18 protein-coding genes are annotated in these 24,552 nt (G+C 60.5%); 11 read left to right on the top strand and 7 right to left on the bottom strand.

Annotated features, from left to right (window positions below):
- Positions 1-118: 118 nt before the first annotated feature.
- A complete protein-coding gene (locus tag TX24_RS18600) occupies positions 119-2,047 on the bottom strand; it encodes a transglycosylase SLT domain-containing protein (protein WP_057710848.1) in 1,929 nt (642 codons plus the stop codon).
- A 213-nt stretch (positions 2,048-2,260) separates the two neighbouring features.
- Here TX24_RS18600 and TX24_RS18605 point away from each other — a divergent pair, with 213 nt between their 5' ends.
- Positions 2,261-4,183: an ATP-binding cassette domain-containing protein gene (locus TX24_RS18605; RefSeq protein ID WP_003189646.1), complete on the top strand. Its 1,923-nt coding sequence runs from the start codon at positions 2,261-2,263 to the stop codon at positions 4,181-4,183.
- Positions 4,184-4,366: 183 nt separating this feature from the next.
- Here TX24_RS18605 and TX24_RS18610 read toward each other — a convergent pair whose 3' ends face one another.
- Complete coding sequence (locus tag TX24_RS18610) at positions 4,367-4,807, bottom strand: universal stress protein (RefSeq protein WP_003189647.1); 441 nt, start codon at positions 4,805-4,807, stop codon at positions 4,367-4,369.
- Between the two features lie 105 nt (positions 4,808-4,912).
- Here TX24_RS18610 and TX24_RS18615 point away from each other — a divergent pair, with 105 nt between their 5' ends.
- From TX24_RS18615 to TX24_RS18650, 8 genes are all read left to right on the top strand, one after another.
- A complete protein-coding gene (locus TX24_RS18615; RefSeq protein WP_032900468.1) occupies positions 4,913-5,350 on the top strand; it encodes a hypothetical protein in 438 nt (145 codons plus the stop codon).
- Between the two features lie 22 nt (positions 5,351-5,372).
- Positions 5,373-5,567, top strand: a complete 195-nt coding sequence (locus TX24_RS32185; protein WP_057710849.1) for a hypothetical protein — start codon at positions 5,373-5,375, stop codon at positions 5,565-5,567.
- Positions 5,568-5,932: 365 nt separating this feature from the next.
- The gene (gene fadB / locus TX24_RS18625) at positions 5,933-8,080 is read left to right on the top strand and encodes a fatty acid oxidation complex subunit alpha FadB (protein WP_003189649.1); all 2,148 of its coding nucleotides are present in this window, start codon (positions 5,933-5,935) and stop codon (positions 8,078-8,080) included.
- Between the two features lie 29 nt (positions 8,081-8,109).
- Positions 8,110-9,285 carry an acetyl-CoA C-acyltransferase FadA gene (gene fadA, locus TX24_RS18630; protein ID WP_003189650.1) on the top strand — a complete coding sequence of 392 codons (1,176 nt, stop codon included), beginning with the start codon at positions 8,110-8,112 and terminating at the stop codon, positions 9,283-9,285.
- A 98-nt stretch (positions 9,286-9,383) separates the two neighbouring features.
- Complete coding sequence (locus TX24_RS18635; RefSeq protein ID WP_003189651.1) at positions 9,384-9,620, top strand: DUF1653 domain-containing protein; 237 nt, start codon at positions 9,384-9,386, stop codon at positions 9,618-9,620.
- 114 nt (positions 9,621-9,734) lie between these two features.
- A complete protein-coding gene (gene topA / locus TX24_RS18640) occupies positions 9,735-12,356 on the top strand; it encodes a type I DNA topoisomerase (protein ID WP_003189652.1) in 2,622 nt (873 codons plus the stop codon).
- 191 nt (positions 12,357-12,547) lie between these two features.
- On the top strand, positions 12,548-13,069 hold the full coding sequence (locus tag TX24_RS18645) for a DUF6586 family protein (RefSeq protein ID WP_003189653.1): 522 nt from the start codon (positions 12,548-12,550) through the stop codon (positions 13,067-13,069).
- Positions 13,070-13,951: 882 nt separating this feature from the next.
- Positions 13,952-14,185 carry a hypothetical protein gene (locus TX24_RS18650; RefSeq protein ID WP_003189656.1) on the top strand — a complete coding sequence of 78 codons (234 nt, stop codon included), beginning with the start codon at positions 13,952-13,954 and terminating at the stop codon, positions 14,183-14,185.
- 37 nt (positions 14,186-14,222) lie between these two features.
- Here the strand turns inward: TX24_RS18650 and sulA are convergent, their stop codons facing one another.
- Together sulA and lexA are read right to left on the bottom strand one after the other, a co-directional pair.
- Positions 14,223-14,696: an SOS-induced cell division inhibitor SulA gene (gene sulA, locus TX24_RS18655; RefSeq protein ID WP_057710850.1), complete on the bottom strand. Its 474-nt coding sequence runs from the start codon at positions 14,694-14,696 to the stop codon at positions 14,223-14,225.
- A 10-nt stretch (positions 14,697-14,706) separates the two neighbouring features.
- On the bottom strand, positions 14,707-15,315 hold the full coding sequence (lexA, locus tag TX24_RS18660; protein WP_003172575.1) for a transcriptional repressor LexA: 609 nt from the start codon (positions 15,313-15,315) through the stop codon (positions 14,707-14,709).
- Between the two features lie 263 nt (positions 15,316-15,578).
- Here lexA and TX24_RS18665 point away from each other — a divergent pair, with 263 nt between their 5' ends.
- Entirely contained in the window at positions 15,579-16,286 is a 708-nt protein-coding gene (locus TX24_RS18665) for a TetR/AcrR family transcriptional regulator (RefSeq protein WP_003189661.1), read from the top strand.
- A 135-nt stretch (positions 16,287-16,421) separates the two neighbouring features.
- Positions 16,422-17,432 (top strand): beta-N-acetylhexosaminidase, encoded by a 1,011-nt coding sequence (gene nagZ, locus TX24_RS18670; RefSeq protein WP_057710851.1) that lies wholly within the window; start codon positions 16,422-16,424, stop codon positions 17,430-17,432.
- Positions 17,433-17,533: 101 nt separating this feature from the next.
- Here nagZ and TX24_RS18675 read toward each other — a convergent pair whose 3' ends face one another.
- From TX24_RS18675 to mfd, 3 genes are read right to left on the bottom strand one after another with little or no spacing between them, the layout of a single operon-like run.
- Positions 17,534-20,224: a DEAD/DEAH box helicase gene (locus TX24_RS18675; RefSeq protein ID WP_003189664.1), complete on the bottom strand. Its 2,691-nt coding sequence runs from the start codon at positions 20,222-20,224 to the stop codon at positions 17,534-17,536.
- A gap of 9 nt (positions 20,225-20,233) precedes the next feature.
- Positions 20,234-20,800 carry a CsiV family protein gene (locus TX24_RS18680; protein ID WP_034135101.1) on the bottom strand — a complete coding sequence of 189 codons (567 nt, stop codon included), beginning with the start codon at positions 20,798-20,800 and terminating at the stop codon, positions 20,234-20,236.
- A gap of 10 nt (positions 20,801-20,810) precedes the next feature.
- Positions 20,811-24,260, bottom strand: coding sequence for a transcription-repair coupling factor (mfd, locus tag TX24_RS18685; protein ID WP_057710852.1), 3,450 nt, complete (start codon positions 24,258-24,260; stop codon positions 20,811-20,813).
- Positions 24,261-24,552: the final 292 nt, after the last annotated feature.

The following is a 24,552-nucleotide window of genomic DNA, read 5'->3' on the forward strand; positions in this document are numbered from 1 at the left end:
CTCGATGCGGGCAATGGCGCCTCTGTAGGAGCGAGCTTGCTCGCGAAAAACTCACAGGCGCCGCGTTTATCCAGGAAGCACGCGTTAGCGTTGACGTTCTTCGCGAGCAAGCTCGCTCCTACTGGTCGTCGAAGTACCGCTCATGCCAATCCACCAACGGTTGCGGTGAGTTGAGCTTCTGCCCGTAGATCACCGAATAAGACAGCACGTTCTGCACATACTGGCGGGTTTCGTCGAACGGGATGCTTTCCACCCACACGTCGAAACTCAGGTGGTCTGCGCCGCGCAGCCATTGGCGCACGCGGCCGGGGCCGGCGTTGTAGGCAGCGGAGGCGAGCACGCGGTTGCCGTTGAACTGGCTGTGCACCTGGCTCAGGTAGGCAGCGCCGAGCTGGATGTTTTTATCCGGGTCCAGCACTTGGGCCGGGGAGGCCAGGGGGATACTGAATTTGCGTGCGGTTTCCTTGGCGGTGCCGGGCATCAGTTGCATCAGGCCGCTGGCGCCAACGCCGGAACGGGCGTCATCCATAAACGCGCTTTCCTGGCGGGTGATGGCAAAGATCCAACTGGAGTGCAGGCCGCGTACCTTGGCTTCGCGCACCAGGGTGTCGCGGTGGGCCATCGGGAAGCGGATGTCCAGGTCGTCCCAGTACTGGGCCTGGCTGATGGTGCGGATCGCCGGGAAGTACCACTTCATGTCGTAGGCCAGTTTGGCCTGGGCCACCATCTCGTCACGGTTGAAATGACGGCTGACGTGGTACCACTCACGGCGACCGTCGACGATCTGGCCGCGGGCGTAGAACTCCAGGGCCCTGCGCACGCCTGGGGTGTTGCGGACCTTGTTGACCAGGGCCTGGCTCATCACCAGCGGCTTGTTGTTCAACTGATAAGGCGATTTGGAGCGGTCAGCCGCGAGGAAACCGTAGAAGTCCCGCTCCTTGGCGACGTTTTTGTACAGCACCAAAGCCTGCGGGTTTTTCGGCTCGGCCAGCTCCAGGCTGCGCGCCTGCCAGTAGCGCCAGCGGTTGGTGGTGGCCAGGTCTTGTGGGAGCTTGCGGGTCAACTGGTAGGCGTCTTCCCAGCGCGCCAGGCGCAACAACAGGCGCAGGCGCCATTCGGAGACCGTATTGTCGCGCAGTTCGGGGTCGTACTTGGTCATGACCTCCAGCGCGCGCGGGTCGAAGCGCTTGGCCAGGGTCAAGCCGATCTCGCGGGCAATCGACACTTTTTCGTCACGGGAGAAGTGCATGCTGCTGGCGTAACCGTCGAGCAGCGACATGGCTTTGTCCGGATCCTGGCGCGCCAGGCGACGCAGGCCCAGGCCCACGGCGTCAGCCATGGCCTCGGTGGCCGGCTGGAAGCGTGACGGGTCGCTGAGCATGTCGGGCTTTTGCGCAACATCCACCATCAAGCGGCCTTGGGCGCCGAGGGTGGGCAGGGTTTTCACCAGGCTATTGGCCAGCGCGTAGTTACGCGCTTCGGCGGCGAGCTTGGCGCGCTCCCAGATCTTCTGCTCGGTGAGTTGGCCGGCAGCGGCCCATTGGCCAAACGTGACGTCACAGGCGGCGGGCTGGGATTTGCCGGTCATCCACAGCTTTTCGGCAGTCTTGTAGCCTTCGGCTTTCAGGTTGTGGCTGAGCTGGTACTGGCCATGCAGGCAGTCCAGCTCGACGAAATTGAGCTTGGTGTCGTAGTACTTTTCAAAGGTCTGCCAATCGCCGCGTTCGGCCAGCCAGCGCAGCCAACGCAGTTTCATCCAGTTGGCCTGGGGCAGGTCGCCGTGTTTGGCGAGGAATTGTTCGATTTCCTCATTGCTCGCGGTTTTCAGGCGCGCGGTCAGCTCGTCATAGGCCAGGTAGGGCGTGAGCGGGTAATCGGCCAGGGCTTGGCTGTATTGCATGTAGGGGCCGCTGTCGCCCTTGGCCAGGGCGCGTTTGGCTTGATCGTAATACTGGCGTTGAGTGGTGAGGTCCACCGCCTGGGCGGATTGAACGGCAGTGGCGGAAAGAAGCAGACAAGATAAAAAGTTGAAAAGGCGACTGCGCATGAGACGTCCGTGCAGAGAAATCACGACTAGCACCGGCACTGCCGACACTGATTGCCCCTAGCTTAGCCTTTTGCCAGCGGCCCGCGAAAGCTTTGCCGGCTGGTTCGTTCAAGTTCGCCGGAAATGTCCTACAGAACGTGTCAATAGAGAAAATGCCGACCGCATCCCACCCTCACATCAGGTAGAATGCGCGCCCAGTTTTTGGAGAAGCGTATGACCCTGCTCAAATTCAGCGATGTGTCCCTTGCTTTCGGCGCCATGCCGTTGTTGGACAAGGTGTCCTGGCAGATCGCCCGTGGTGAGCGGGTGTGCATCATCGGCCGCAACGGCACCGGTAAGTCCAGCATGATGAAGCTGGTAAAAGGCGACCAGAAGCCCGATGACGGCTCTGTCTGGCGTGCCCCGGGCCTCAAGATCGGCGAATTGCCGCAAGAATTGCCGGTGGCCGACGGACGGACAGTGTTCGACGTGGTTGCCGAAGGCCTGGATGGCGTTGGCGAGTTGCTCGCGCAATACCATCACCTGGCGCAGAACTGCGTCACCGAGGAAGACCTCGACAAGCTGATGCACGTCCAGCAAGACCTCGAAGCCCGTGACGGCTGGCGCTTGCAGCAACTGGTGGACAGCACCCTGAGCCGCCTGCAACTGCCGGCCGACAAGACCCTCGCCGAATTGTCCGGCGGCTGGCGTCGTCGCGTGCTGCTGGCCCAGGCCCTGGTGTCCGAGCCGGACCTGCTGCTGCTCGACGAACCGACCAACCACCTGGACATTGGCGCCATCGCCTGGCTTGAAGAAGCCATCAAGGACTTCCAAGGCGCCGTGCTGTTTATCACGCACGACCGTGCTTTCCTGCAGAGCCTGGCCACGCGCATCCTCGAACTGGACCGTGGCGGCCTGATCGACTGGAACGGCGACTACGCCAGCTTCCTGGTGCACAAGGAAGCCGCCCTGGCGGCCGAAGAAACCGCCAACGCGCTGTTCGACAAGAAGCTGGCCCAGGAAGAAGTCTGGATCCGCCAGGGCATCAAGGCCCGTCGCACCCGTAACGAAGGCCGCGTACGTGCCTTGAAAGCCTTGCGCGTCGAGCGCAGTGAGCGCCGCGAGCGCACCGGCAAGGCCAATATCCAGCTCGATACTGCCGACAAGTCGGGCAAGCAAGTGATGGTGCTGGAGAACGTCAGCTTCCATCACCCGGACGGCCCGTTCCTGATCAAGGACTTCTCCATGGTCCTGCAGCGCGGCGACCGTATCGGCCTGCTGGGCGCCAACGGTACCGGCAAGACTACGTTGCTCAAGCTGATGCTCAGCGGCCTGCAACCGACCAGCGGCAAGGTCGAAGAGGGCACTCGCATCGACGTGGCCTACTTTGACCAGTTGCGCCACCAGTTGGACCTGGAAAAGACCGTGATCGACAACGTCGCCGAAGGCCGCGACTTTATCGACATCGACGGCCAGAGCCGCCACGTACTCAGCTACCTGGGCGACTTCCTGTTCAGCCCGCAGCGTGCACGTACGCCGGTCAAGGCGCTGTCGGGTGGTGAGCGCGCGCGCCTGCTGCTGGCCAAGCTGTTCAGCAAGCCGGCCAACTTGCTGGTACTCGACGAACCGACCAACGACCTCGACGTGGAAACCCTGGAACTGCTGGAAGAGGTCTTGCTGACCTTTAACGGCACTGTGCTGATGGTCAGCCACGACCGGGAATTCCTCGACAACGTGGTCACCAGCACCCTGGTCTTCGAAGGTGAAGGCAAGGTGCGTGAATACGTGGGCGGTTATCAGGACTGGCTGCGTCAGGGCGGCTCGCCGCGCCTGCTGGGCGTAACCGAGAGCAAGTCGGGCAAAGCAGACTTGAACACGGCGGTGGTGGCTCCGGTCGCTGCCGAAGCGCCTGCACCGGCGGCTGACGCTGCGCCGGCCAAGAAAAAGCTGAGCTATAAGTTGCAGCGCGAGCTGGAAGCCTTGCCGGGTGATATCGACGCCAAGGAACAGCAGATTGCTGCGGTCGAAGCGGAAATGGCTGACGCTGGTTTCTACCTGCGCCCTGCGGCAGAGACCGCCAAGGTCATCGCCTCTTTGGAGACGTTGAACCAGGAGCTGGAAGCGTTGGTTGAGCGTTGGGCCGAGTTGGATGCCTGAGTGATCTTGCAGCACTGAAAAGCCTGGCGTTCATTCCTATGAGCGCCAGGCTTTTTAATATGAAATGCGATCCAACTGTGGGAGCTGGCTTGCCTGCGATAGCGGTGTATCAGCCACCTGATGCATCAACTGACAGGCTGCTATCGCAGGCATGCCAGCTCCCACATTAGACCTTCATCGGTCTTACGAACTCTTTACCAGTTTGACGGCCAGTACATCGCACGGCGCGCCGTGCAATACATCATTGGCGGTCGAGCCCAGCAGCAAGGCCAAGCCGTGGCGCCCATGGCTACCCACTACGATCAGGTCACAACCCTGTTCCTTGGCCAAGTGGTGAATTTCCTGGCGCGGTTGGCCGTATGTCAGGTGGCAGTCTTCCTTTTTCAGGTGCGGGTATTTGAGAATCAAACGGTCCAGGCGCTCCTTGGCCTGGTCGAATTGTTGCTGCTGCAGCTGGGAAAGGTCCATCGGCACGTCACCACCAAAGGCCATCGCCATGGGCTCGACGATGTGCACCAGCGACAGTTTGGCGCCATTGGCAATCGCGGATTCCTGTGCGCGCTTGATCACTGGATCGCACTCTTCGGTCAGGTCGACAGCGACCAGAATATGTTTGTAGGGCATGAGGCGTTCCTCCAGGGGACTGCAATAAATTCAGTATGGCTGCTTTCAAGCGGATGGGGTTGCCGCAGATCAAATCCGCTCATCTAGAAATTCGGGAGTACACATATGACGGTCTGGATAGTGGTGTCAATCCTTGCGGTGGTTTTGAGCCCCCTGGTATGGCTGCGTCCTTCGCGCCAGCAGAGCGGGCGCATGGCCCTGCGCATGGAGGCACGCCGCATCGGGTTGGCCATGCAGTTGGCGCCTCAGGAGTGGCCGCACTGGCTCAAACAGGAGCCGCCGAGCCCTTGCGCGCAGTACTGCCGACCACGGCGTGGCAGCATGCCCGCGACCTGGAGTTACTGGCAGCTGGAGCCGGGGCTGTGGGTCAATCAGTGGCGTGAGCCTTGTGTGGATGAGAAGTTGTTGCCGCATTTTGCAACGCTGCCGGCGAACGTCTACAAGGTCGAGGCCGACAAACAGATGATTGCTTTGTATTGGGGCGAGAAGGGCGACGCAAGCGTACTCAAAGACATCGATACGCTGCTCAAGGCCCTGGCCTGACCCAAACCTTGTAGGCGCGAGCTTGCTCGCGAAAATCGCCAACGATAACGCGGATAATCAGGCTATACGCGGCGCTCTCCAGGTTTTCGCGCGGAAGCTCGCTCCTACAAAAAAGCCGAGCAATAAAAAGCCAGAAAAGCCGGGCAATAAAAAGCCCGACATCATCATCGGGCTGGAGGTGGCCAGGCAGGCCGGTAAATCTGTAGGTTGCCGCTAGCCTAGCCGGGTATTCCTTTCTGTACAGCCTTTTCCCACATCTTTTCTATTATTGATCCTGTGAATATTTGAATATTGACGGGTGGCCCGCCTGTGGGCCGGGTTCTGAAATGACTGGAAAGTCGCGTTTTTACTAGCCTTTGGAGCGATTGACAATTGCTCGGAATTGGATGAAGGTGGCGTACCCAAATCAAACGGGCGTATGAATTGAGCGTTTGCCTGTCAGACGACTCATACAAAACCCGACTATCGCACTGGCGGGTGTGCCTGGCGGATTGGCATGAGCATTGATTCAACTGTCAATGTCAAACCAGAGACCAGCGTCCAGTGTGTACTGTTCAGCTTCCATATCGTGGAGATCAGTTGATGATTTACGAAGGTAAAGCCATCACGGTTAAGGCTCTTGAAAGTGGCATCGTCGAACTCAAGTTCGACCTCAAGGGTGAGTCCGTCAACAAGTTCAACCGTCTAACCCTGAACGAACTGCGTCAGGCCGTAGACACCATCAAAGCAGATGCTTCGGTCAAGGGCGTGATCGTCTCCAGCGGCAAGGACGTGTTTATCGTCGGCGCTGACATCACCGAATTCGTCGACAACTTCAAGCTGCCCGATGCCGAGCTGGTGGCTGGCAACCTCGAAGCCAACAAGATCTTCAGCGATTTCGAAGACCTCAACGTGCCGACCGTTGCTGCCATCAATGGCATCGCGTTGGGCGGCGGCCTGGAAATGTGCCTGGCGGCAGATTTCCGCGTCATGTCCGCGACGGCCAAGATCGGCCTGCCGGAAGTCAAGCTGGGCATCTACCCAGGCTTTGGCGGTACCGTGCGCCTGCCGCGCCTGATCGGTGCTGACAACGCGATCGAATGGATCGCCGCCGGCAAGGAAAACAAGGCTGAAGACGCACTGAAAGTCGGTGCCGTCGACGCTGTAGTAGCTCCGGACAAGCTGGCCGAAGCCGCGCTGAACCTGATCAAGGGCGCCATCAGCGGCGAATTTGACTACAAAGCCAAGCGTCAACCGAAGCTGGAAAAACTCAAGCTCAACGCCATCGAACAGATGATGTCGTTCGAAACCGCCAAAGGTTTCGTGGCAGGCCAGGCCGGCCCGAACTACCCGGCGCCGGTTGAAGCGATCAAGACCATCCAGAAGGCCGCGAACTTCGGTCGCGACAAAGCCTTGGAAGTGGAAGCGGCAGGCTTCGTCAAACTGGCGAAAACCTCGGCGGCCCAGAGCCTGATCGGCCTGTTCCTGAACGATCAGGAACTGAAGAAAAAGGCCAAGGCCTACGACGAAATTGCCAAGGACGTGAAACAGGCTGCCGTACTCGGCGCCGGTATCATGGGTGGCGGTATCGCCTATCAGTCGGCGTCCAAAGGCACGCCGATCCTGATGAAAGACATCAACGAACACGGGATCGAGCAGGGCCTGGCCGAAGCCGCCAAGCTGCTGGTGGGCCGCGTTGATAAAGGCCGCATGACCGCTGCAAAAATGGCTGAAGTGCTTAACGGCATTCGTCCTACGCTGTCCTACGGCGATTTCGGCCACGTCGACCTGGTGGTCGAAGCGGTTGTCGAAAACCCGAAGGTCAAGCAAGCCGTGCTGGCTGAAGTGGAAGCCCAGGTCAAAGATGACACCATCCTGGCCTCCAACACTTCGACCATTTCCATCTCGCTGCTGGCCAAGGCCCTCAAGCGTCCGGAAAACTTCGTCGGCATGCACTTCTTCAACCCGGTGCACATGATGCCGCTGGTAGAAGTGATCCGTGGCGAGAAGTCCAGCGAGCTGGCCGTGGCCACCACCGTTGCCTACGCCAAGAAAATGGGCAAGAACCCGATCGTGGTCAATGACTGCCCGGGCTTCTTGGTCAACCGCGTGCTGTTCCCGTACTTCGGCGGTTTCGCCAAGTTGGTCAGCGCCGGTGTGGATTTTGTGCGTATCGACAAGGTCATGGAAAAATTCGGCTGGCCAATGGGCCCGGCGTACCTGATGGACGTGGTCGGCATCGACACCGGCCACCACGGTCGCGACGTCATGGCTGAAGGCTTCCCGGACCGCATGAAAGACGACCGTCGTTCGGCTGTCGACGCACTCTACGAAGCCAAGCGCCTGGGCCAGAAGAACGGCAAGGGTTTCTACGCCTACGAGACCGACAAGAAGGGCAAGCAGAAGAAAGTGGCCGACCCATCGGTGCACGAAGTACTCGCTCCGGTCATCTACGAACAGCGTGAGGTGTCTGACGAGGACATCATCAACTGGATGATGATTGCCCTGTGCCTGGAAACCGTGCGTTGCCTGGAAGACGGCATCGTTGAAACCGCCGCCGAAGCCGATATGGGCCTGGTGTACGGTATTGGTTTCCCTCCATTCCGTGGTGGTGCGCTGCGTTACATCGACTCCATCGGTGTGGCCCAGTTCGTTGCCCTGGCTGATCAGTACGCTGATCTGGGCCCGCTGTACCACCCGACCGCGAAGCTGCGTGAAATGGCCAAGAATGGCCAGAGCTTCTTCGGTTAAGTGCCCAGACGACTAGAGCGAGAATATTTATGAGCTTGAATCCAAGAGACGTCGTGATCGTCGACTTCGGTCGTACGCCGATGGGCCGCTCCAAGGGCGGCATGCACCGCAACACCCGCGCCGAAGACATGTCGGCGCATCTGATCAGCAAAGTGCTGGAGCGCAACACCAAGGTCGACCCGAACGAGGTCGAGGACGTGATCTGGGGCTGCGTCAACCAGACCCTGGAGCAGGGCTGGAACATCGCGCGCATGGCGTCGTTGATGACCCAGATCCCGCACACCGCGGCCGGCCAGACCGTCAGCCGCCTGTGTGGCTCCTCGATGAGCGCGCTGCACACCGCTGCGCAAGCGATCATGACTGGCAACGGCGATGTGTTCGTGGTCGGCGGCGTGGAGCACATGGGCCACGTCAGCATGATGCACGGCGTCGATCCTAACCCGCACATGTCCCTCTACGCGGCGAAAGCCTCGGGCATGATGGGCCTGACCGCGGAAATGCTCGGCAAGATGCACGGCATCACCCGTGAAGCCCAGGACGCCTTCGGCCTGCGTTCCCACCAGCTCGCTCACAAGGCGACTGTGGAAGGCAAGTTCAAGGATGAAATCATCCCGATGAACGGCTACGACGAAAACGGTTTTCTGAAACTGTTCGACTACGACGAAACCATTCGTCCGGACACCACCCTGGAAAGCCTGGCGGCCCTCAAGCCAGCCTTCAATCCAAAGGGCGGCACCGTGACAGCCGGTACTTCCTCGCAGATCACTGACGGTGCTTCGTGCATGATCGTGATGTCGGCGCAGCGTGCCCAGGACCTGGGTATCCAGCCGTTGGCCGTGATTCGTTCGATGGCGGTGGCGGGTGTGGATCCGGCGATCATGGGCTATGGTCCAGTACCGGCCACACAAAAAGCCTTGAAGCGCGCAGGCCTTTCCATCTCCGATATCGACTTCTTCGAGCTCAACGAAGCTTTCGCCGCACAGGCCCTGCCAGTGCTGAAAGATTTGAAAGTACTCGACAAGATGAACGAGAAGGTTAACCTGCACGGCGGTGCGATTGCCCTGGGCCACCCATTCGGTTGCTCCGGTGCGCGTATCTCCGGCACTTTGCTTAATGTGATGAAGCAAAATGGCGGCAACCTCGGGGTTGCAACCATGTGCATTGGTCTCGGCCAAGGCATCTCCACCGTCTTCGAACGCGTCTAAACGTTCGGTTGACGGAAGCCGGGGCCCAGTGCCCCGGTTTTTGTTTTTTGGAACTTTTAAATATTTTTTTTCAACAAATTTTGTACGAGGGCCAGAGCATGAAAGTCGAACCAGGGCTCTACCAGCATTACAAGGGGCCGCAGTACCGTGTTTTCAGTGTGGCGCGCCACTCTGAAACCGAAGAAGAAGTGGTGTTTTACCAAGCGCTGTATGGCGAATACGGTTTTTGGGTGCGCCCTTTGAGCATGTTCCTGGAGACCGTCGAAGTTGACGGCGAGCAGGTCCCGCGCTTTGCTTTGGTCACGGCCGAACCCAGTCTTTTTACAGGGCAATAACGGCAGGTCGCGCAGAATGCTGCGCTTGACCTCATCCGGTTGCCACTATATATAGCGTTGCCGCGTCAGGCGCCAACTGCCTTTCACTTCTCGAATTCAGGAATTTTCCGATCCATGGGCAAATCGCTGGTCATTGTGGAATCCCCGGCTAAGGCCAAGACCATCAACAAGTACTTGGGCAACGAGTACGTGGTGAAGTCGAGTATCGGCCATATCCGAGACCTGCCCACCAGCGGTTCGGCTAGCGCCAGCAAGGAGCCTGCCGCCAAGCGCGGCAAGGCCGCCGCGGGCGAAGGTCCGGTACTCACGCCTAAAGAAAAAGCGCGCAAGCAACTGGTTTCGCGCATGGGTGTGGACCCGGACCATGGCTGGAAGGCCAAGTACGAAATCCTTCCGGGCAAGGAAAAGGTCATCGAAGAGCTGCGCCGGCTCGCCAAAGATGCTGACACCATCTATCTCGCGACGGACTTGGACCGCGAAGGGGAAGCCATTGCCTGGCACCTGCGCGAAGCCATCGGCGGTGATGACAGCCGCTACAAGCGCGTGGTGTTCAACGAAATCACCAAGAAAGCCATCCAGGAAGCGTTCTCCAAGCCGGGCGAGCTGGATATCGACCGTGTCAACGCCCAGCAGGCCCGTCGCTTCCTCGACCGCGTCGTCGGCTACATGGTCTCGCCATTGCTGTGGGCGAAGATCGCCCGTGGCCTGTCCGCCGGCCGTGTGCAATCGGTAGCGGTCAAGCTGGTGGTGGAACGTGAGCGCGAGATCCGTGCGTTCATCCCTGAAGAGTACTGGGAAGTCCACGCCGACCTCGGCACTGCCAAGGGCGCCAATGTGCGCTTTGAAGTGGCCCGTGAGAAAGGCGAGGCCTTCAAACCGCTGAACGAAGCCCAGGCCATGGCCGCGCTGGAGAAGCTCAAAGCCTCCAGCTACAGCATCGTCAAGCGTGAAGACAAACCGACCAGCAGCAAGCCGTCGGCGCCGTTCATCACCTCCACCCTGCAACAAGCCGCGAGCAACCGCCTGGGCTTTGGGGTGAAGAAGACCATGATGATGGCCCAGCGCCTGTATGAGGCTGGCTATATCACGTATATGCGTACTGACTCCACCAACCTGTCGCAAGACGCGGTGGCGATGGCGCGTACCTATATTGAAAGCGAATTCGGCAAGACCTACCTGCCGGAGAAGCCGAACGTCTACAGCAGCAAGGAAGGCGCACAAGAGGCTCACGAAGCGATTCGTCCTTCTGACGCCAACACCACGCCTGCCAAGCTGAGCGGCATGGAGCGCGACGCTGAGCGCCTCTACGAGCTGATCTGGCGCCAATTCCTGGCGTGCCAGATGCTGCCGGCGCAATACCTGTCTACTACCGTCAGCGTGGGCGCGGGCGATTTCGAGCTGCGTGCCAAGGGCCGTATCCTCAAGTTCGACGGCTATACCCGTGTGATGCCGCAGATTGCCAAGCCTGGCGATGATGACGTGCTGCCGGACATGGCCCAGGGCGACACGTTGAAGCTGATCAAGCTCGACCCGTCCCAGCACTTCACCAAGCCGCCGGCGCGTTATTCCGAAGCCAGCCTGGTCAAAGAGATGGAGAAGCGCGGTATAGGTCGTCCATCGACCTACGCGGCGATCATCTCCACCATCCAGGACCGTGGCTACGTTGCGTTGCACAACCGTCGTTTCTATTCGGAAAAGATGGGTGACATCGTGACCGAGCGTCTGTCGGAGAGCTTCTCCAACCTGATGGACTACGGTTTCACCGCGGGCATGGAAGAGAACCTCGATGACGTGGCCCAGGGCGAACGCGACTGGAAAAACGTGCTCGACGAGTTCTATGGCGACTTCAAGAAAAAGCTCGAAGTGGCCGAGAACCCTGAGAACGGGATGCGCGCCAACCAGCCGGTGATGACGGATATCCCATGCACCACCTGCGGTCGGCCGATGCAGATTCGTACCGCCTCCACCGGCGTGTTCCTCGGTTGCTCAGGCTACAGCCTGCCGCCGAAAGAGCGCTGCAAGGCGACCGTCAACCTGGTGCCGGGCGACGAAATTGCGGCTGACGATGAGGGTGAATCCGAGTCGCTGGTGCTGCGCGGCAAACACCGCTGCCCGATCTGCAGCACGGCGATGGACGCCTACCTGCTGGACGAGAAGCACAAGCTGCACATCTGCGGTAACAACCCCGATTGCAACGGCTACGAGATCGAAGAGGGCACCTACCGCATCAAGGGCTATGAAGGCCCGAGCCTGGAATGCGACAAGTGCGGCAGCGAGATGCAGCTCAAGACTGGCCGTTTCGGCAAGTTCTTCGGTTGCACCAATCCGACCTGCAAGAACACCCGCAAACTGCTGAAAAGCGGGGATGCGGCGCCGCCGAAAATGGACCCGGTGAAGATGCCTGAGCTCAAGTGCGAGAAGGTCAACGACACCTACATCCTGCGTGACGGCGCTTCGGGGCTGTTCCTGGCTGCGAGCCAGTTCCCGAAAAACCGCGAGACCCGTGCGCCGCTGGTGATGGAGATCGTGCCGCACAAGGACGAGATCGATCCGAAGTACCACTTCCTGTGTGAAGCGCCGAAGAAGGACCCGGATGGTCGCCCAGCCGTGATCCGCTACAGCCGCAAGACCAAGGAGCAGTACGTGCAGACCGAAGTGGACGGCAAGCCGACTGGCTGGAAAGCATTCTACGACGGCGGCAAGTGGAAGGTCGAGGACAAGCGCCAAGGCGCTTGATCCGCTAGTCTGTTAACGCCAAAAGCCGTCTGTATAGACGGCTTTTGCTTACTGTAGGAGCGAGCTTGCTCGCGAAGATCGTTAACGAAAACGCCGGAAACCTGGCACCCTACGGTGCCTGGAGGTTTTTCGCGAGCAAGCTCGCTCCTACACAGCCAGCATCACGCCTATTCGTTGTGGAGATTGCCGTCATGGCCAACGAACTCTATACCCGTACCAATCAGAAAATTTACTTCGCGGGTTTATCCCTGGAGGCCCTTGGCCGTGCCGAGGAAGGGAAAGAGATGAATGCCATCGCGCTGGTACAGGCGGGGCGCGAAGCGGCGTTGTTCCACCTGTACGGTGCCTTGCTGGGACTGTGCCATGAAATCGCCGGGTTCTACCGCTTGCCCCAAGCGGGCGCGCCTCGGGCGGAAATGATCATGAATCGTGAAGTGTTGGATTCCATGGCGATCCCCGAGTTGGCCGAGTTGGTGGAAATGGCCCAAAGCCCTGACAGTTGGGTGGCGCGGCTGCTCAAGGCCCATGCGGATATGTTTCAGCCACCGCGTATTCCCCATGTGCCCAAGGGGGATGTTACCCAGCCGCTGATCGTCGCCGTGGCATTGGAGCAGGATGAGCCCAAGCCTTTGAGCCGTGAGGAATTGGAAGGCTGGCGCCAGGAACTGAAGAAGATGGCGCTGCGTTTTCGTGAAGGGTTGAACGAGTGCTGAAGGGTTTGCACTAAGCAAATGTGGGGGCTGGCTTCGGAGCGACGCTGAACCTGTGGCGAGGGAGCTTGCTCCCGTGACGACCGGACAGCCGACGCTTATGTACCTGACGCTCTAGGATCCATATGTGGGGGCTTGTCTGAAAGCCGATACCTATCGACCTGACGCCCCGCGATCAAACTGTGGGAGCTGGCTTGCCTGCGATGACGGCCTGCCAGCCGACACCTATCGACCTGATGCCCCGCGTTCAACCTGTGGGAGCGGGCTTGCTCGCGAAGGCGGTCTGGCAGGCGACCCTGTTATACCGAGTACATATCCATTCCTGCGGTTACGGCCACTTAGGGTTCCGCCTGACGGCAGGTCACTTTCGAAAAGCGCGAAAGTAACCAAAGCGCTCTTGCCCCTCCACTCGGCCCCTCGCCTAGGCTCGGTGTGCCCGAACACAGGCTTGAATCCGTGGGCCGCCGCCACGCGCCATCCATGGCGCGGGGCGGCTAACCCGGCGTCCTGCCGGGTTACCCACGAATTCAAGCCTGCGTTCGGCCAGCGTGGTTTAACGGGGCGCCTGAGATCAAGATCAAAAGCAGATCAAGAGCAGATCAAGAGCAGATCAAGAGCATATCAAGAGCTGCTCGCTTCGCATCGTGGTTACCGTTGGCTGCTACGGCTTACAAAGTTGTATAGATACTTATGCTGCGATAGCGGTGGGTCCGTTTGCTGATTATTTGCTGATACTCCGCCATCCCAGGCAAGCCAGCTCCCACATTGATTAGCGTGTTGCCCAGGGCACCATTCATCAAGCCGTCAACAAACCTGTCCATATCCTCTGCGAGGCTGGGTGGATGACTGATATAATCCCAGGCCTTTCGTGGAGAACAGACTTTTATGCCAACGTCCTTTCTGGAAATTGTTGAACTGCCTGACGGCCGAATCGAACTGCGCCGGGCGGAGGACGAGGGTTCTCTGGTTATTCTGGATTTCTCCGAAGACGCCAAAGTCTTCCTGCAAGGCCAGCACGTCGAAGTGGCTAAAGCCATGTTGAGCGTGGGCGTACAGATGGCAGGTCGCCTTGCCGAAGGCGAGCCGGAGAAAGAAGAAGGGCCGCGCGTTCTTCACTGAGTCCTTGGTGAAGGCTGCGTTTGTGGCGCGCCCGTCATTACCCCAATCGAATATTTAAACTCTGCGCATCACCCATGCGCGCAGCGCTGATCAGTTGCTGCTTGGCGCTTGCATTCAAAGGGTTCAACCAGCTCACCACCGTATGGCTACGGCCCAGACGCAAGGCTTCGCAGGTAAGCTGCTGGACGCTTTGCGCGCCGCGTGGTTGCAGCAACAGGATGCGCTCGCGGTTGAGCCCGGCGTCCCGCAGCCAGGCCTGGGTGAGGCTGGCGGGCGGGGCGATCAGTGTCAGCCAGCGGGCGTCCTGATCTTCGCTTAATTCGCGCAGGATAGGTGCCAGCAGGTTCAGGCAGCTCTCAGCCGCACCGCGCAACGACAATTCACTGAACGCCTCAGGTTCGCCGCCCCAGGGGGCTTCGACCGTTTCCTTGAGGATTGGCGCAAGGGGTTGGGCCATGAAGGCCTCGAACAGCGACAGTTGTGCGTGTTGTGGGGTGTGTACGAGCTGCATGATGCCTCCTTTAGCGGCGAATGACGCCGACACTCAAGCCTTCGATCACCAGGTCCTGGTCTTTCAGGTTGACTTCGATCGGGGCAAACTCAGGGTTTTCGGCCAGGAGCCAGACCTTGCTGCCTTCGCGTTTGAAGCGTTTGACCGTGACCTCGTCGCCGATACGGGCCACGACGATCTGGCCATTGCGAGCTTCGCGGGTGGTATGGACCGCCAGCAGGTCACCGTCAAAGATGCCCACGTCCTTCATGCTCATGCCGTGAACGCGCAACAGGTAGTCGGCGCGGGGATGGAAGAAGGTCGGGTTGATGTTGCAGGATTCCTCGACGTGCTGCTGCGCCAGGATCGGCGCACCTGCGGCGACGCGGCCGATGATCGGCAATGTCGACTCGTCGGCCTTGGCTTCGAAGCCAGGGATACGAATACCCCGCGAAGCACCTGGGGTCATCTCGATCGCACCTTTGCGAGCGAGGGCCTTGAGGTGTTCCTCGGCGGCGTTCGGGGATTTGAACCCCAGCTCCAGGGCAATCTCCGCACGGGTAGGCGGGTAACCATTGTCATCAAGGCAGCGCTTGATAAAAGCCAGAATCTCAGCTTGGCGTGGCGTCAGTTTTAGCATGTTGATCGCTCTGTCTTTTTATACAGTGACTGGGATTATATACAGTGAACTGCGCTTGGCAATCATCCTTTTTAGCGGCTCCGCTGGACGGTCATCCGTCAGCCGTCCTACACAGCAGATGCGGCGCTGCCTACAGAGCTGCGAGGATGTGATTAAATAGCGATGAAACAGATGACCGACCAGCCGCAAAGCGGACCTGCAGGCTTGACAAGACACACTCTGAAACGTATGTTTCAAACAAGTGTTTGTCAGGCGGAGTAGCCATGGCCCAGTCGGAAACCGTTGAACGCATTCTCGATGCTGCCGAGCAATTGTTCGCGGAAAAAGGATTTGCTGAAACTTCATTGCGGCTGATCACCAGCAAGGCTGGGGTCAACCTGGCTGCTGTGAACTATCATTTCGGCTCGAAAAAGGCCCTGATCCAGGCGGTATTCTCACGCTTTCTGGGCCCGTTCTGCGCAAGCCTCGACCGTGAGCTGGAACGCCGCCAGGCCAAGGCCGATCACAAGCCCAGCCTGGAAGAGCTGCTGGAAATCCTGGTGGAGCAAGCGTTGGTTGTGCAGCCTCGCAGTGGCAACGACCTGTCGATCTTCATGCGCCTGTTGGGCCTGGCGTTCAGCCAGAGCCAGGGCCACTTGCGCCGTTACCTGGAAGACATGTACGGCAAGGTGTTCCGCCGCTATATGCTGCTGGTCAACGAAGCGGCCCCGCGTATTCCGCCTATCGAACTGTTCTGGCGCGTGCATTTCATGCTCGGCGCCGCAGCCTTCAGCATGTCTGGTATCAAAGCGTTGCGGGCAATTGCCGAGACCGATTTCGGCGTAAACACTTCCATCGAGCAAGTCATGCGCTTGATGGTGCCGTTCCTCGCCGCTGGCATGCGCGCCGAAACCGGCGTCAGCGATCCGGCCATGGCCGCCGCCCAGTTACGCCCACGCAGCAAAACCGTACCGGTCGCCGCCAAGGTTTGATCGCTGCGGGTGGGCGCGGCCGCTTGCATCCGCTAAGCTAGCCGCCATGCCGATTTCAGCTATTTATTCGCAACCCGTCGTCCTTACCGTGCCTGGCAAGGACGACGGGTTGTGTGCGTTATTTAAGGAAGGTTTATGACTGCTGCCCTGCAAGGTTCTTTGATGGTCGACGTCGCCGGTACCTGGCTCACGGCCGAGGATCGTCACCTGTTGCGCCAACCGGAAGTGGGCGGCCTGATCATTTTTGCGCGCAATATCGAGCACCCGCGCCAGGTTCGCGAGTTGAGCGCAGCCATTCGCGCAGTGCGTCCGGATTTGCTGCTGGCCGTGGACCAGGAGGGCGGCCGCGTGCAGCGTCTGCGCCAAGGCTTCGTGCGCCTGCCGGCCATGCGTGCGCTGGCGGATAACCCCAACGCCGAATACCTGGCCGAACAATGCGGTTGGATCATGGCCACCGAAGTGCTTGCGGTGGGCCTGGACCTGAGTTTTGCCCCAGTGCTGGACCTCGACTACCAACGCAGCGCCGTGGTCGGCACCCGCTCCTTTGAAGGTGACCCCGAGCGCGCTGCCGTGCTCGCCGGTGCCTTTATCCGCGGTATGAACAGCGCCGGCATGGCCGCCACCGGCAAGCACTTCCCTGGCCACGGTTGGGCCGAGGCCGATTCCCACGTCGCCATTCCCAACGACGAGCGCAGCCTGGAACAGATTCGCGCCAATGACCTAGTGCCTTTCGCACGCCTGAGCAAGCAACTGGCCGCCGTGATGCCGGCGCACGTCATCTACCCGCAGGTCGATGCCCAGCCTGCTGGTTTTTCGCGTCGCTGGTTGCAGGACATTCTGCGCGGTGAGTTGCAGTTCGACGGGGTGATCTTCAGCGATGACCTGTCCATGGCCGGCGCCCATGTGGTCGGCGATGCGGCCAGTCGTATCGAAGCAGCGCTGACCGCCGGTTGTGACATGGGCTTGGTGTGCAATGACCGTGCGGCAGCCGAGCTGGCGCTCAGTGCAGCGCAGCGGATGAAGGTCACGCCCTCGGCGCGGATTGCACGTATGCGTGGGCAGGCGGTTGCCTCGACGGACTATAAGCATGACCCGCGTTGGCTGACAGCGCTTACTGCGTTGCGGGATGCGCAGTTGATCGGCTGAAGACCGCGGCGCGGCCATCGCAGGCAAGCCAGCTCCCACATTTTGATTTGTGAATACATTCAAGTGTGGGAGCGGGCTTGCTCGCGAAGGCGGCCTAACAGTCAGCGCTTCTCTTGCTTGTTGGGCAACGGCGCAAACAACGCCTCAATCTCATCATTGCCCAACTGCCAGTCCCCAGTCGTCCGCCCATCCAGCACGCCCGCCGCCAGATCGGACTTCTCCTTCTGCAAGTGCTGAATTTTCTCCTCCACCGTGCCTCGGGCAATCATCTTGTACACAAACACCGGCTTTTCCTGCCCGATGCGGTACGCACGGTCGGTGGCCTGGTTTTCCGTGGCCGGGTTCCACCAGGGGTCATAGTGGATAACCGTGTCGGCTTCGGTCAGGTTCAAACCTACGCCACCGGCTTTCAGGCTGATCAAAAAGATCTGCAGCTTGCCGCTCTGGAAGTCTTTCACCGGTGTACGTCGATCCCGGGTCTGGCCGGTCAACAGAGCGTAAGCAATCCCGCGTTTTTTCAGCTCAGCCTCGATCAGGCTCAGCATCGAGGTGAACTGTGAGAACAGCAGGATCCGGCGGCCCTCGGCAAACAGCTCGTCGAGCATGTCCATCAGGCTGTCGAGCTTGCCCGAGCTGCTGCCACGGGCGGGCAGGGTAGCGTCGTTGACCAGCCGCAGGTCGCAGCACACCTGGCGCAGTTTCAGCAGCGCTTCAAGGATGATGATCTGGCTGCGGGCCACGCCTTTGCGGGTGATTTCGTCGCGGACCTTTTTATCCATGGCCAGGCGCATGGTTTCGTACACGTCGCGCTGGGCCTCGTTGAGGTCGACCCAGTGGATAATCTCGGTCTTGGGCGGCAGTTCGGTTGCCACTTGCTCCTTGGTACGGCGCAGCAGGAAGGGTTTGATCCTGCCGTTGAGGTGCTGCAATCGCACCTCGCTGGCGCGTTTTTCAATCGGCACGCGGTAATCACGGTTGAAACTCTTCACGTCGCCCAGCCAACCCGGCAGCAGGAAGTGGAACAGCGACCACAGCTCGCCCAAGTGGTTTTCCAAGGGCGTGCCGCTCAGGCACAGGCGCTGGCGGGCATTCAGCTCGCGCGCGGCCTGGGCCGCCTTGCTGGACGGGTTCTTGATGTACTGCGCTTCATCCAGGATCAAGACGTGCAAGGGCAGGGCGGCGAGCTGTTCGATGTCCTTGGGCAGCAGGGCGTAGGTGGTCAGCAGCAGGTCGTAGTCATTCAGGTTGGCGAAATGTTTCTTACGCCCCGCGCCATAAAGTGCCTGCACTCTCAGCTGCGGGGTGAAGTGCGCAGCCTCATCGAGCCAATTCGGGATCAGGCTGGTAGGCATCACGACCATGCACGGCCGATCAAGGCGCCCGGCGATTTTCTCGGTAAGAATATGCGCCAGGGTTTGCAGGGTTTTACCCAGGCCCATGTCATCCGCGAGTATCCCACCCACCTCCAGTTGGCGCAGTGACTGCATCCAGCTCAAGCCTTCCAGCTGATAGGGGCGCAAGGTCGCATTCAAGCCTTCAGGCGCCGCGCAGGTGAAATCCTTGATATCGCGCAGGCGCTGGGCGAAGTTGCGGATCTTCTCGCCGCCTTCCCATTGCAGTGGCAGGTCTTCCAGCGGGTTGAGGCGTATGGCGTCGGCCTTGGCCAGGCGCAGCGCGGTGGTGCCGGCTTCCTGCAGGTAAAACTCGCCGAGGGTCGCCAGCACCGGCTTCAAGCGGCCGTAGGGCAGCGCCACTTGCAGCGGGCCGTGGCCGTTGGGCAGGCCAGGGATGTTCACCAGGATCAGCTCTTCATCGCGGCGCCGCGCGAGTTTCTCGGGGTTGAGAATCTCGGTGTGGGAGCGCATCAGGTTCAGCAGGATCGGCAGCAAGCTCAAACGTTCGCCGTTGACGATGATGCCCAGCTCCAGGTCGAACCAATCGCGTTCCGGCCCTTCATCGACGGTGGCATACCAGTCATCGACGGGGCTGAGGTCAAAGCCGAAGTCTTCATCGATCTGCAGCTCCCAGCCTTCGGCGCGTAAGGTGGGCGACACATTGAGGGTGAAGTTCAGCCAGGCGCTGTCATTGACCATCTCGAACAGCTCGCCGGCACTTTCCGGCAGGGCCTTGCTCTGGCGCGTGGCGATCTTGAAACCAAGCAGGCGCAGGTGTTCGCGATAGGCTTGTTCTTGCTCGGGATGGCGCTTGATCCGCAGGCTCTGCGTCTCCTGGCGCACAATGATGTCGGCATTCTTTTGCCCGCTGACATAGTTGCCCAGGTAGTTGAACGACAACGCCGCACGGTGCTGGATATAGCGCTGCATCTTGCCGTTGCGCGGCTCGAACGCGCTGAACTCCACGCTGGCCAGCCACAGGCGTGGCACCGGTTGCACGTCGTCCATCACCACCTGGGGCAGGACCACGCGGTTATCCAGCACTGCCTGGAGCTTTTCCAGCAGTTGCGCATCCTGGGCCGCTGCCGGGTAGGCCAGGGTTTCCTGGACCTTGAGCAGCACCGCCGCGATGTGTTTGCAGTTGGTGTGCACCGGGCACGTGCAGCGGCTGTCCACCAGGATCAGCAGGCCCTTGGCCGATTCGCGCAGTGAGATGGTCTGGCGGTAAACGTTGCCGCCCGAGCCTTCGCAACTGGCGGTGATGGTGCTGTCGCCGCACTCGACGATGCGCACGCGGTTTTCCAGGGCGTAGCGCCGCCCGCGCTCAAGGCTTTGCTCTTTGAAGCGGTTGGCCCACGAAGGGGCCAGGGGTTTGGTCAACGACGACGTCAGGGGCATGGCGCGCAATCAGTCCTGAAGGTCGGGCGGTGGTGCGCTGGGTGGCTTGGCGGTCAGCGAGGTGATCTTGATCAGCAGCGCCAGGTGGCCGCCGTCCAGGTAGTTGAGCTGGTTGTTCTTGGTGCGCACGTCTTTCTGGCTCAAGTGTTCGCTGTTAATCACGCTGCCGTTGCCGTCGAACTGGTTGATCCAGAAATCCGCGTCGATATCGGTAAAGCGCCCCAGTTGCAGGCTCAACACCCCTTCGATAGGGAACTGGCCGAATTGCTCCTGGCCATCGGTGATCGCCACCTTCACCGGTTGCTCGCCCAGGTTCTGTTCCCAGGCTTTGTGGGCGAGCACCGTGTAGTTGGCGTCGGCGCGCAGCTTGTCGACGATATTACCCAGGCGCGGCGGGCTCATTCGCTCACCCAGGCGCGGCGCGCCCGCATCCCAGTTTTCCGGGGCGGCGCGGCTGTTGATCACCGGTTCCGCATTCTGGCGCACCAGGATCATTTCCACCTGATACAGGCTGTCGGCAAAGGCCGAAGGTGCGAGTACCACCAACAACAGGCTCAAAATGCGGAACACGCGCATGGGGGCGTCCTTAAACGGATTTCGGAATGAGGCGTTCAAACAGCGCCTCCAAGGTGTTGAAGCGTTCTTCGGCACGTTCCATCGGCACCATGAACTTGAACAGCGTAGCCCCTTCGAACTTGTAGCGGTTGGGCTGGCCCTGGATCAGCTTGATCAGCACCAACGGGTCGACCGGCGTCTGCGCTTCGAACTCGATACGCCCGCCTTGCGGCCCGGCGTCGACTTTCTTGATGCCCAACTGCTCGGCCTGCAACTTGAGCAGGGTGAGGCGCACCAGGTTCTTGGTCGGCTCCGGCAGCAGGCCGAAGCGGTCGATCATCTCTACCTGCAAGTCCTTGAGGCCTTCTTCGTCGGCCGCCGAGGCAATGCGCTTGTACAGGATCAACCGTGCATGCACATCCGGCAGGTAGTCTTCGGGAATCAATGCCGGCAAGCGCAGGTTGATCTCCGGGCCGCCGCCCAAGGGTTGGTCGAGGTTCGGTTGCTCGCCTTTGCGGATGGCTTTCACCGCGCGTTCGAGCATCTCCATATACAGCGTGAAACCCACCGCCTGGATCTGCCCACTCTGGCCATCGCCGAGCAACTCGCCGGCACCCCGGATTTCCAGGTCGTTGGTGGCCAGTACAAAGCCCGCGCCGAGGTCCTGGGTATTGGCGATCGCTTCCAGGCGTTTTTCCGCATCGGAAGTGATCTGCTGGCGCGGTGGTGTCAGCAGGTACGCATAAGCCTGGTGGTGACTACGCCCGACGCGGCCGCGCAGTTGGTGCAACTGCGCCAGGCCGAACTTGTCGGCACGCTCGATGATGATGGTGTTGGCGCTCGGCACGTCGATGCCGGTCTCGATGATGGTCGAGGCGATCAGCACGTTGAAGCGCTTGTGGTAGAAGTCGCTCATCACCTGTTCGAGTTCGCGCTCGCGCATTTGCCCATGGCCGATGGCGATGCGGGCCTCCGGCACCAGTTCGGCGAGGTCGGCGGCGCATTTCTCGATGGTTTTCACATCGTTGTGCAGGTAATACACCTGGCCGCCGCGCAGCAGTTCGCGCAGCAGGGCTTCCTTGACCGTGCTCTTGTTCTGCTCCATCACGAAGGTGCGCACCGACAAACGACGCGCCGGTGGCGTGGCGATGATCGACAGGTCGCGCATGCCCGATACCGCCATGTTCAGCGTGCGCGGAATTGGCGTGGCGGTGAGGGTGAGGATGTCGACTTCACTGCGCAGGGCCTTGAGCTGTTCTTTCTGGCGCACGCCAAAGCGGTGCTCTTCGTCGATGATCACCAGGCCCAGGTTCTTGATCTTCACATCGTCCGACAGCAACTTGTGGGTGCCGATGACGATGTCGATCTTGCCCTCGGCCAGATCGGCGACGGCGGCATTCACTTCCTTGGCGGACTTGAAGCGGCTCATTACCTCCACGGTCACTGGCCAGTCGGCAAAGCGGTCGCGGAAACTGTTGTAGTGCTGCTGGGCGAGCAGGGTGGTGGGGACCAGGATCGCGACTTGGCGACCGCCGTGTACTGCAATGAAGGCTGCACGCATGGCCACTTCGGTCTTGCCAAAGCCCACGTCGCCACACACCAGGCGGTCCATCGGCTTGGGCGCGAGCATGTCGGCGCGCACCGCTTCGATGGTGGTTTGCTGGTCGGGGGTTTCTTCGAAGGCGAAGCCGGCGCTGAAGGTGGCGTAGTCGGCTTTCGGGTCGGCGAACGCATAGCCTTCGCGGGCGGCGCGACGGGCATAGATGTCGAGCAGTTCGGCGGCCACGTCGCGCACCTGTTCGGCGGCCTTGCGCTTGGCTTTCTGCCAGGTCTCGGAGCCCAGGCGGTGCAACGGCGCCAAGGCGTCGTCGCTGCCGGTGTAGCGGGCGATCAGGTGCAGGTTGGCCACCGGCACGTAGAGCTTGGCGCCCTCGGCGTATTCCAGGGTGAGGAATTCGGCGGCCTGGTTGTCGATCTCCAGGGTCTGCAGGCCCAGGTAGCGGCCCACGCCATGGTCGATATGCACCACCGGCGCGCCTTCGCGCAGCTCGGTGAGGTTTTTGATCACTGCGTCGTTGTTGGCGTCGGCGCGTTTTTCCCGGCGTCGGCGCTGCATCACGCGCTGGCCGAACAGCGGGCTTTCGGCGATCAAGGCCAGCGCCGGGTCATCCAGCCGCAGCCCTTCGTCCAGCGGCGCGATGGTGATCGCCAGGCGCTCTTTGCTGGCGACAAAATCCGGCCAGCTGTCGAAGGTTTTTGGCCGCAGCTTCAGGCGTTCCAACAGCTCCAGCAGCACTTCGCGGCGCCCGGCGGATTCGGCGGTGAACAGTACGCGGCCGGGGAAGTCGCCGAGGAAGTTGGACAACGCTTCCAGCGGTTGCGTGGCCTTGGCCTGGATCGCCAAATCGGGCAGCGCGCTCGCCGGGAAACGCTCGCGGCCACTACCGGCGTCCACGTCCTGCTGGCTGGCGACCACACGTGGCCAGTTTTTCAGGCGCGCGAAGCAGTCTTCCACCGGCAGAAAAAGTTCAGCGGGCGGCAATAAAGGCCGGGACGGATCGACGCGGCGTTCTTCATAGCGGTTGCGCACGTCGTTCCAGAAGTTTTCCGCCGCCTGTTCGATACCCGGCAGCGAGAACACCTGGGTGTCCTGGGGCAGATAGTCGAAGAGGGTGGAAGTTTCGTCGAAGAACAACGGCAGGTAGTACTCGATACCCGCAGGCGTGATGCCGCTGCTCAAGTCCTGGAAGATCGGGCAGCGACGGAAATCCACGTCGAAGCGTTCGCGAAAGCGCGCCTTGAAGCGCGTGACCGCGTCTTTTTGCAGCGGGAACTCCCGCGCTGGCAGCAGCTTGATCGAGTCGACCTTGTCGATGGAGCGCTGGTTCTCTGGATCGAAGGTGCGCAGCGTCTCGATCTCGTCATCGAACAGGTCGATGCGGTACGGCAACTTGCTGCCCATCGGGAACAGGTCGATCAAAGCGCCGCGCACCGCGAACTCACCGTGTTCGTACACGGTGTCGACGCAGCGGTAGCCGCTGGCTTCCAGGCGCGTGCGCATCTGCTCCACATCGAGCTTCTGGCCGACGTCCAGCACCAGGCTGCTGCCGAGCAGGAACTTGGTCGGCGCCAGGCGATGCAGGGCAGTGGTGATCGGCACCACCAGCACGCCATGGGCCAGTTCCGGCAAGCGGTACAGGCTGGCGATACGCTGGGAGATGATGTCCTGGTGCGGCGAGAACAGATCGTAAGGCAGGGTTTCCCAGTCGGGAAAATGCAGCACCGGCAAATCCGGGGCGAAGAAGCTCAGCTCCTGCTCCAACCGTTCGGCACTTTGGCTGTCGGCGGTGAGCAGCAGGGTAAAGCGCTTGGCTGCGCTGGCAGCCTCGGCAATGGCCAGGCTCAGGGCGGCACCGGGCAGGTTGCCCCAGTGCTGTTTACCTGCCGCGGCAGGGAGTAGCGGTAGACGCAGAACGGGCACGGAAGGTTGAGCTCCAAGCGTTGCGACAAAGTCGGTAATTGTAACGGCCCCAGGTGCCGCCTGTCAGTTGCTGACTGTGCCTATTACGGTTTGTAGGAAATGTAGTGGCTAAGACAAACAATGGCGGGTTTTGACTCAATATGTAGTGCCAAAATGCGCGAATGTTTAGGAGGGTTACGGACAAGTCGGCCTGCTCGCCAAACTAGTGGCCTTCTGGAACCCGCGTGTTTCCTGGGCTGTAGCGCGGTGGTATTTTTTTGCAAGGGCTTTTTGTTGCCCTTGGCGCATTGCT

Origin of the sequence: Pseudomonas lactis, from assembly GCF_001439845.1 — a bacterium.
In the GTDB taxonomy this organism is placed as follows: Bacteria; Pseudomonadota; Gammaproteobacteria; order Pseudomonadales; family Pseudomonadaceae; genus Aquipseudomonas; species Aquipseudomonas lactis.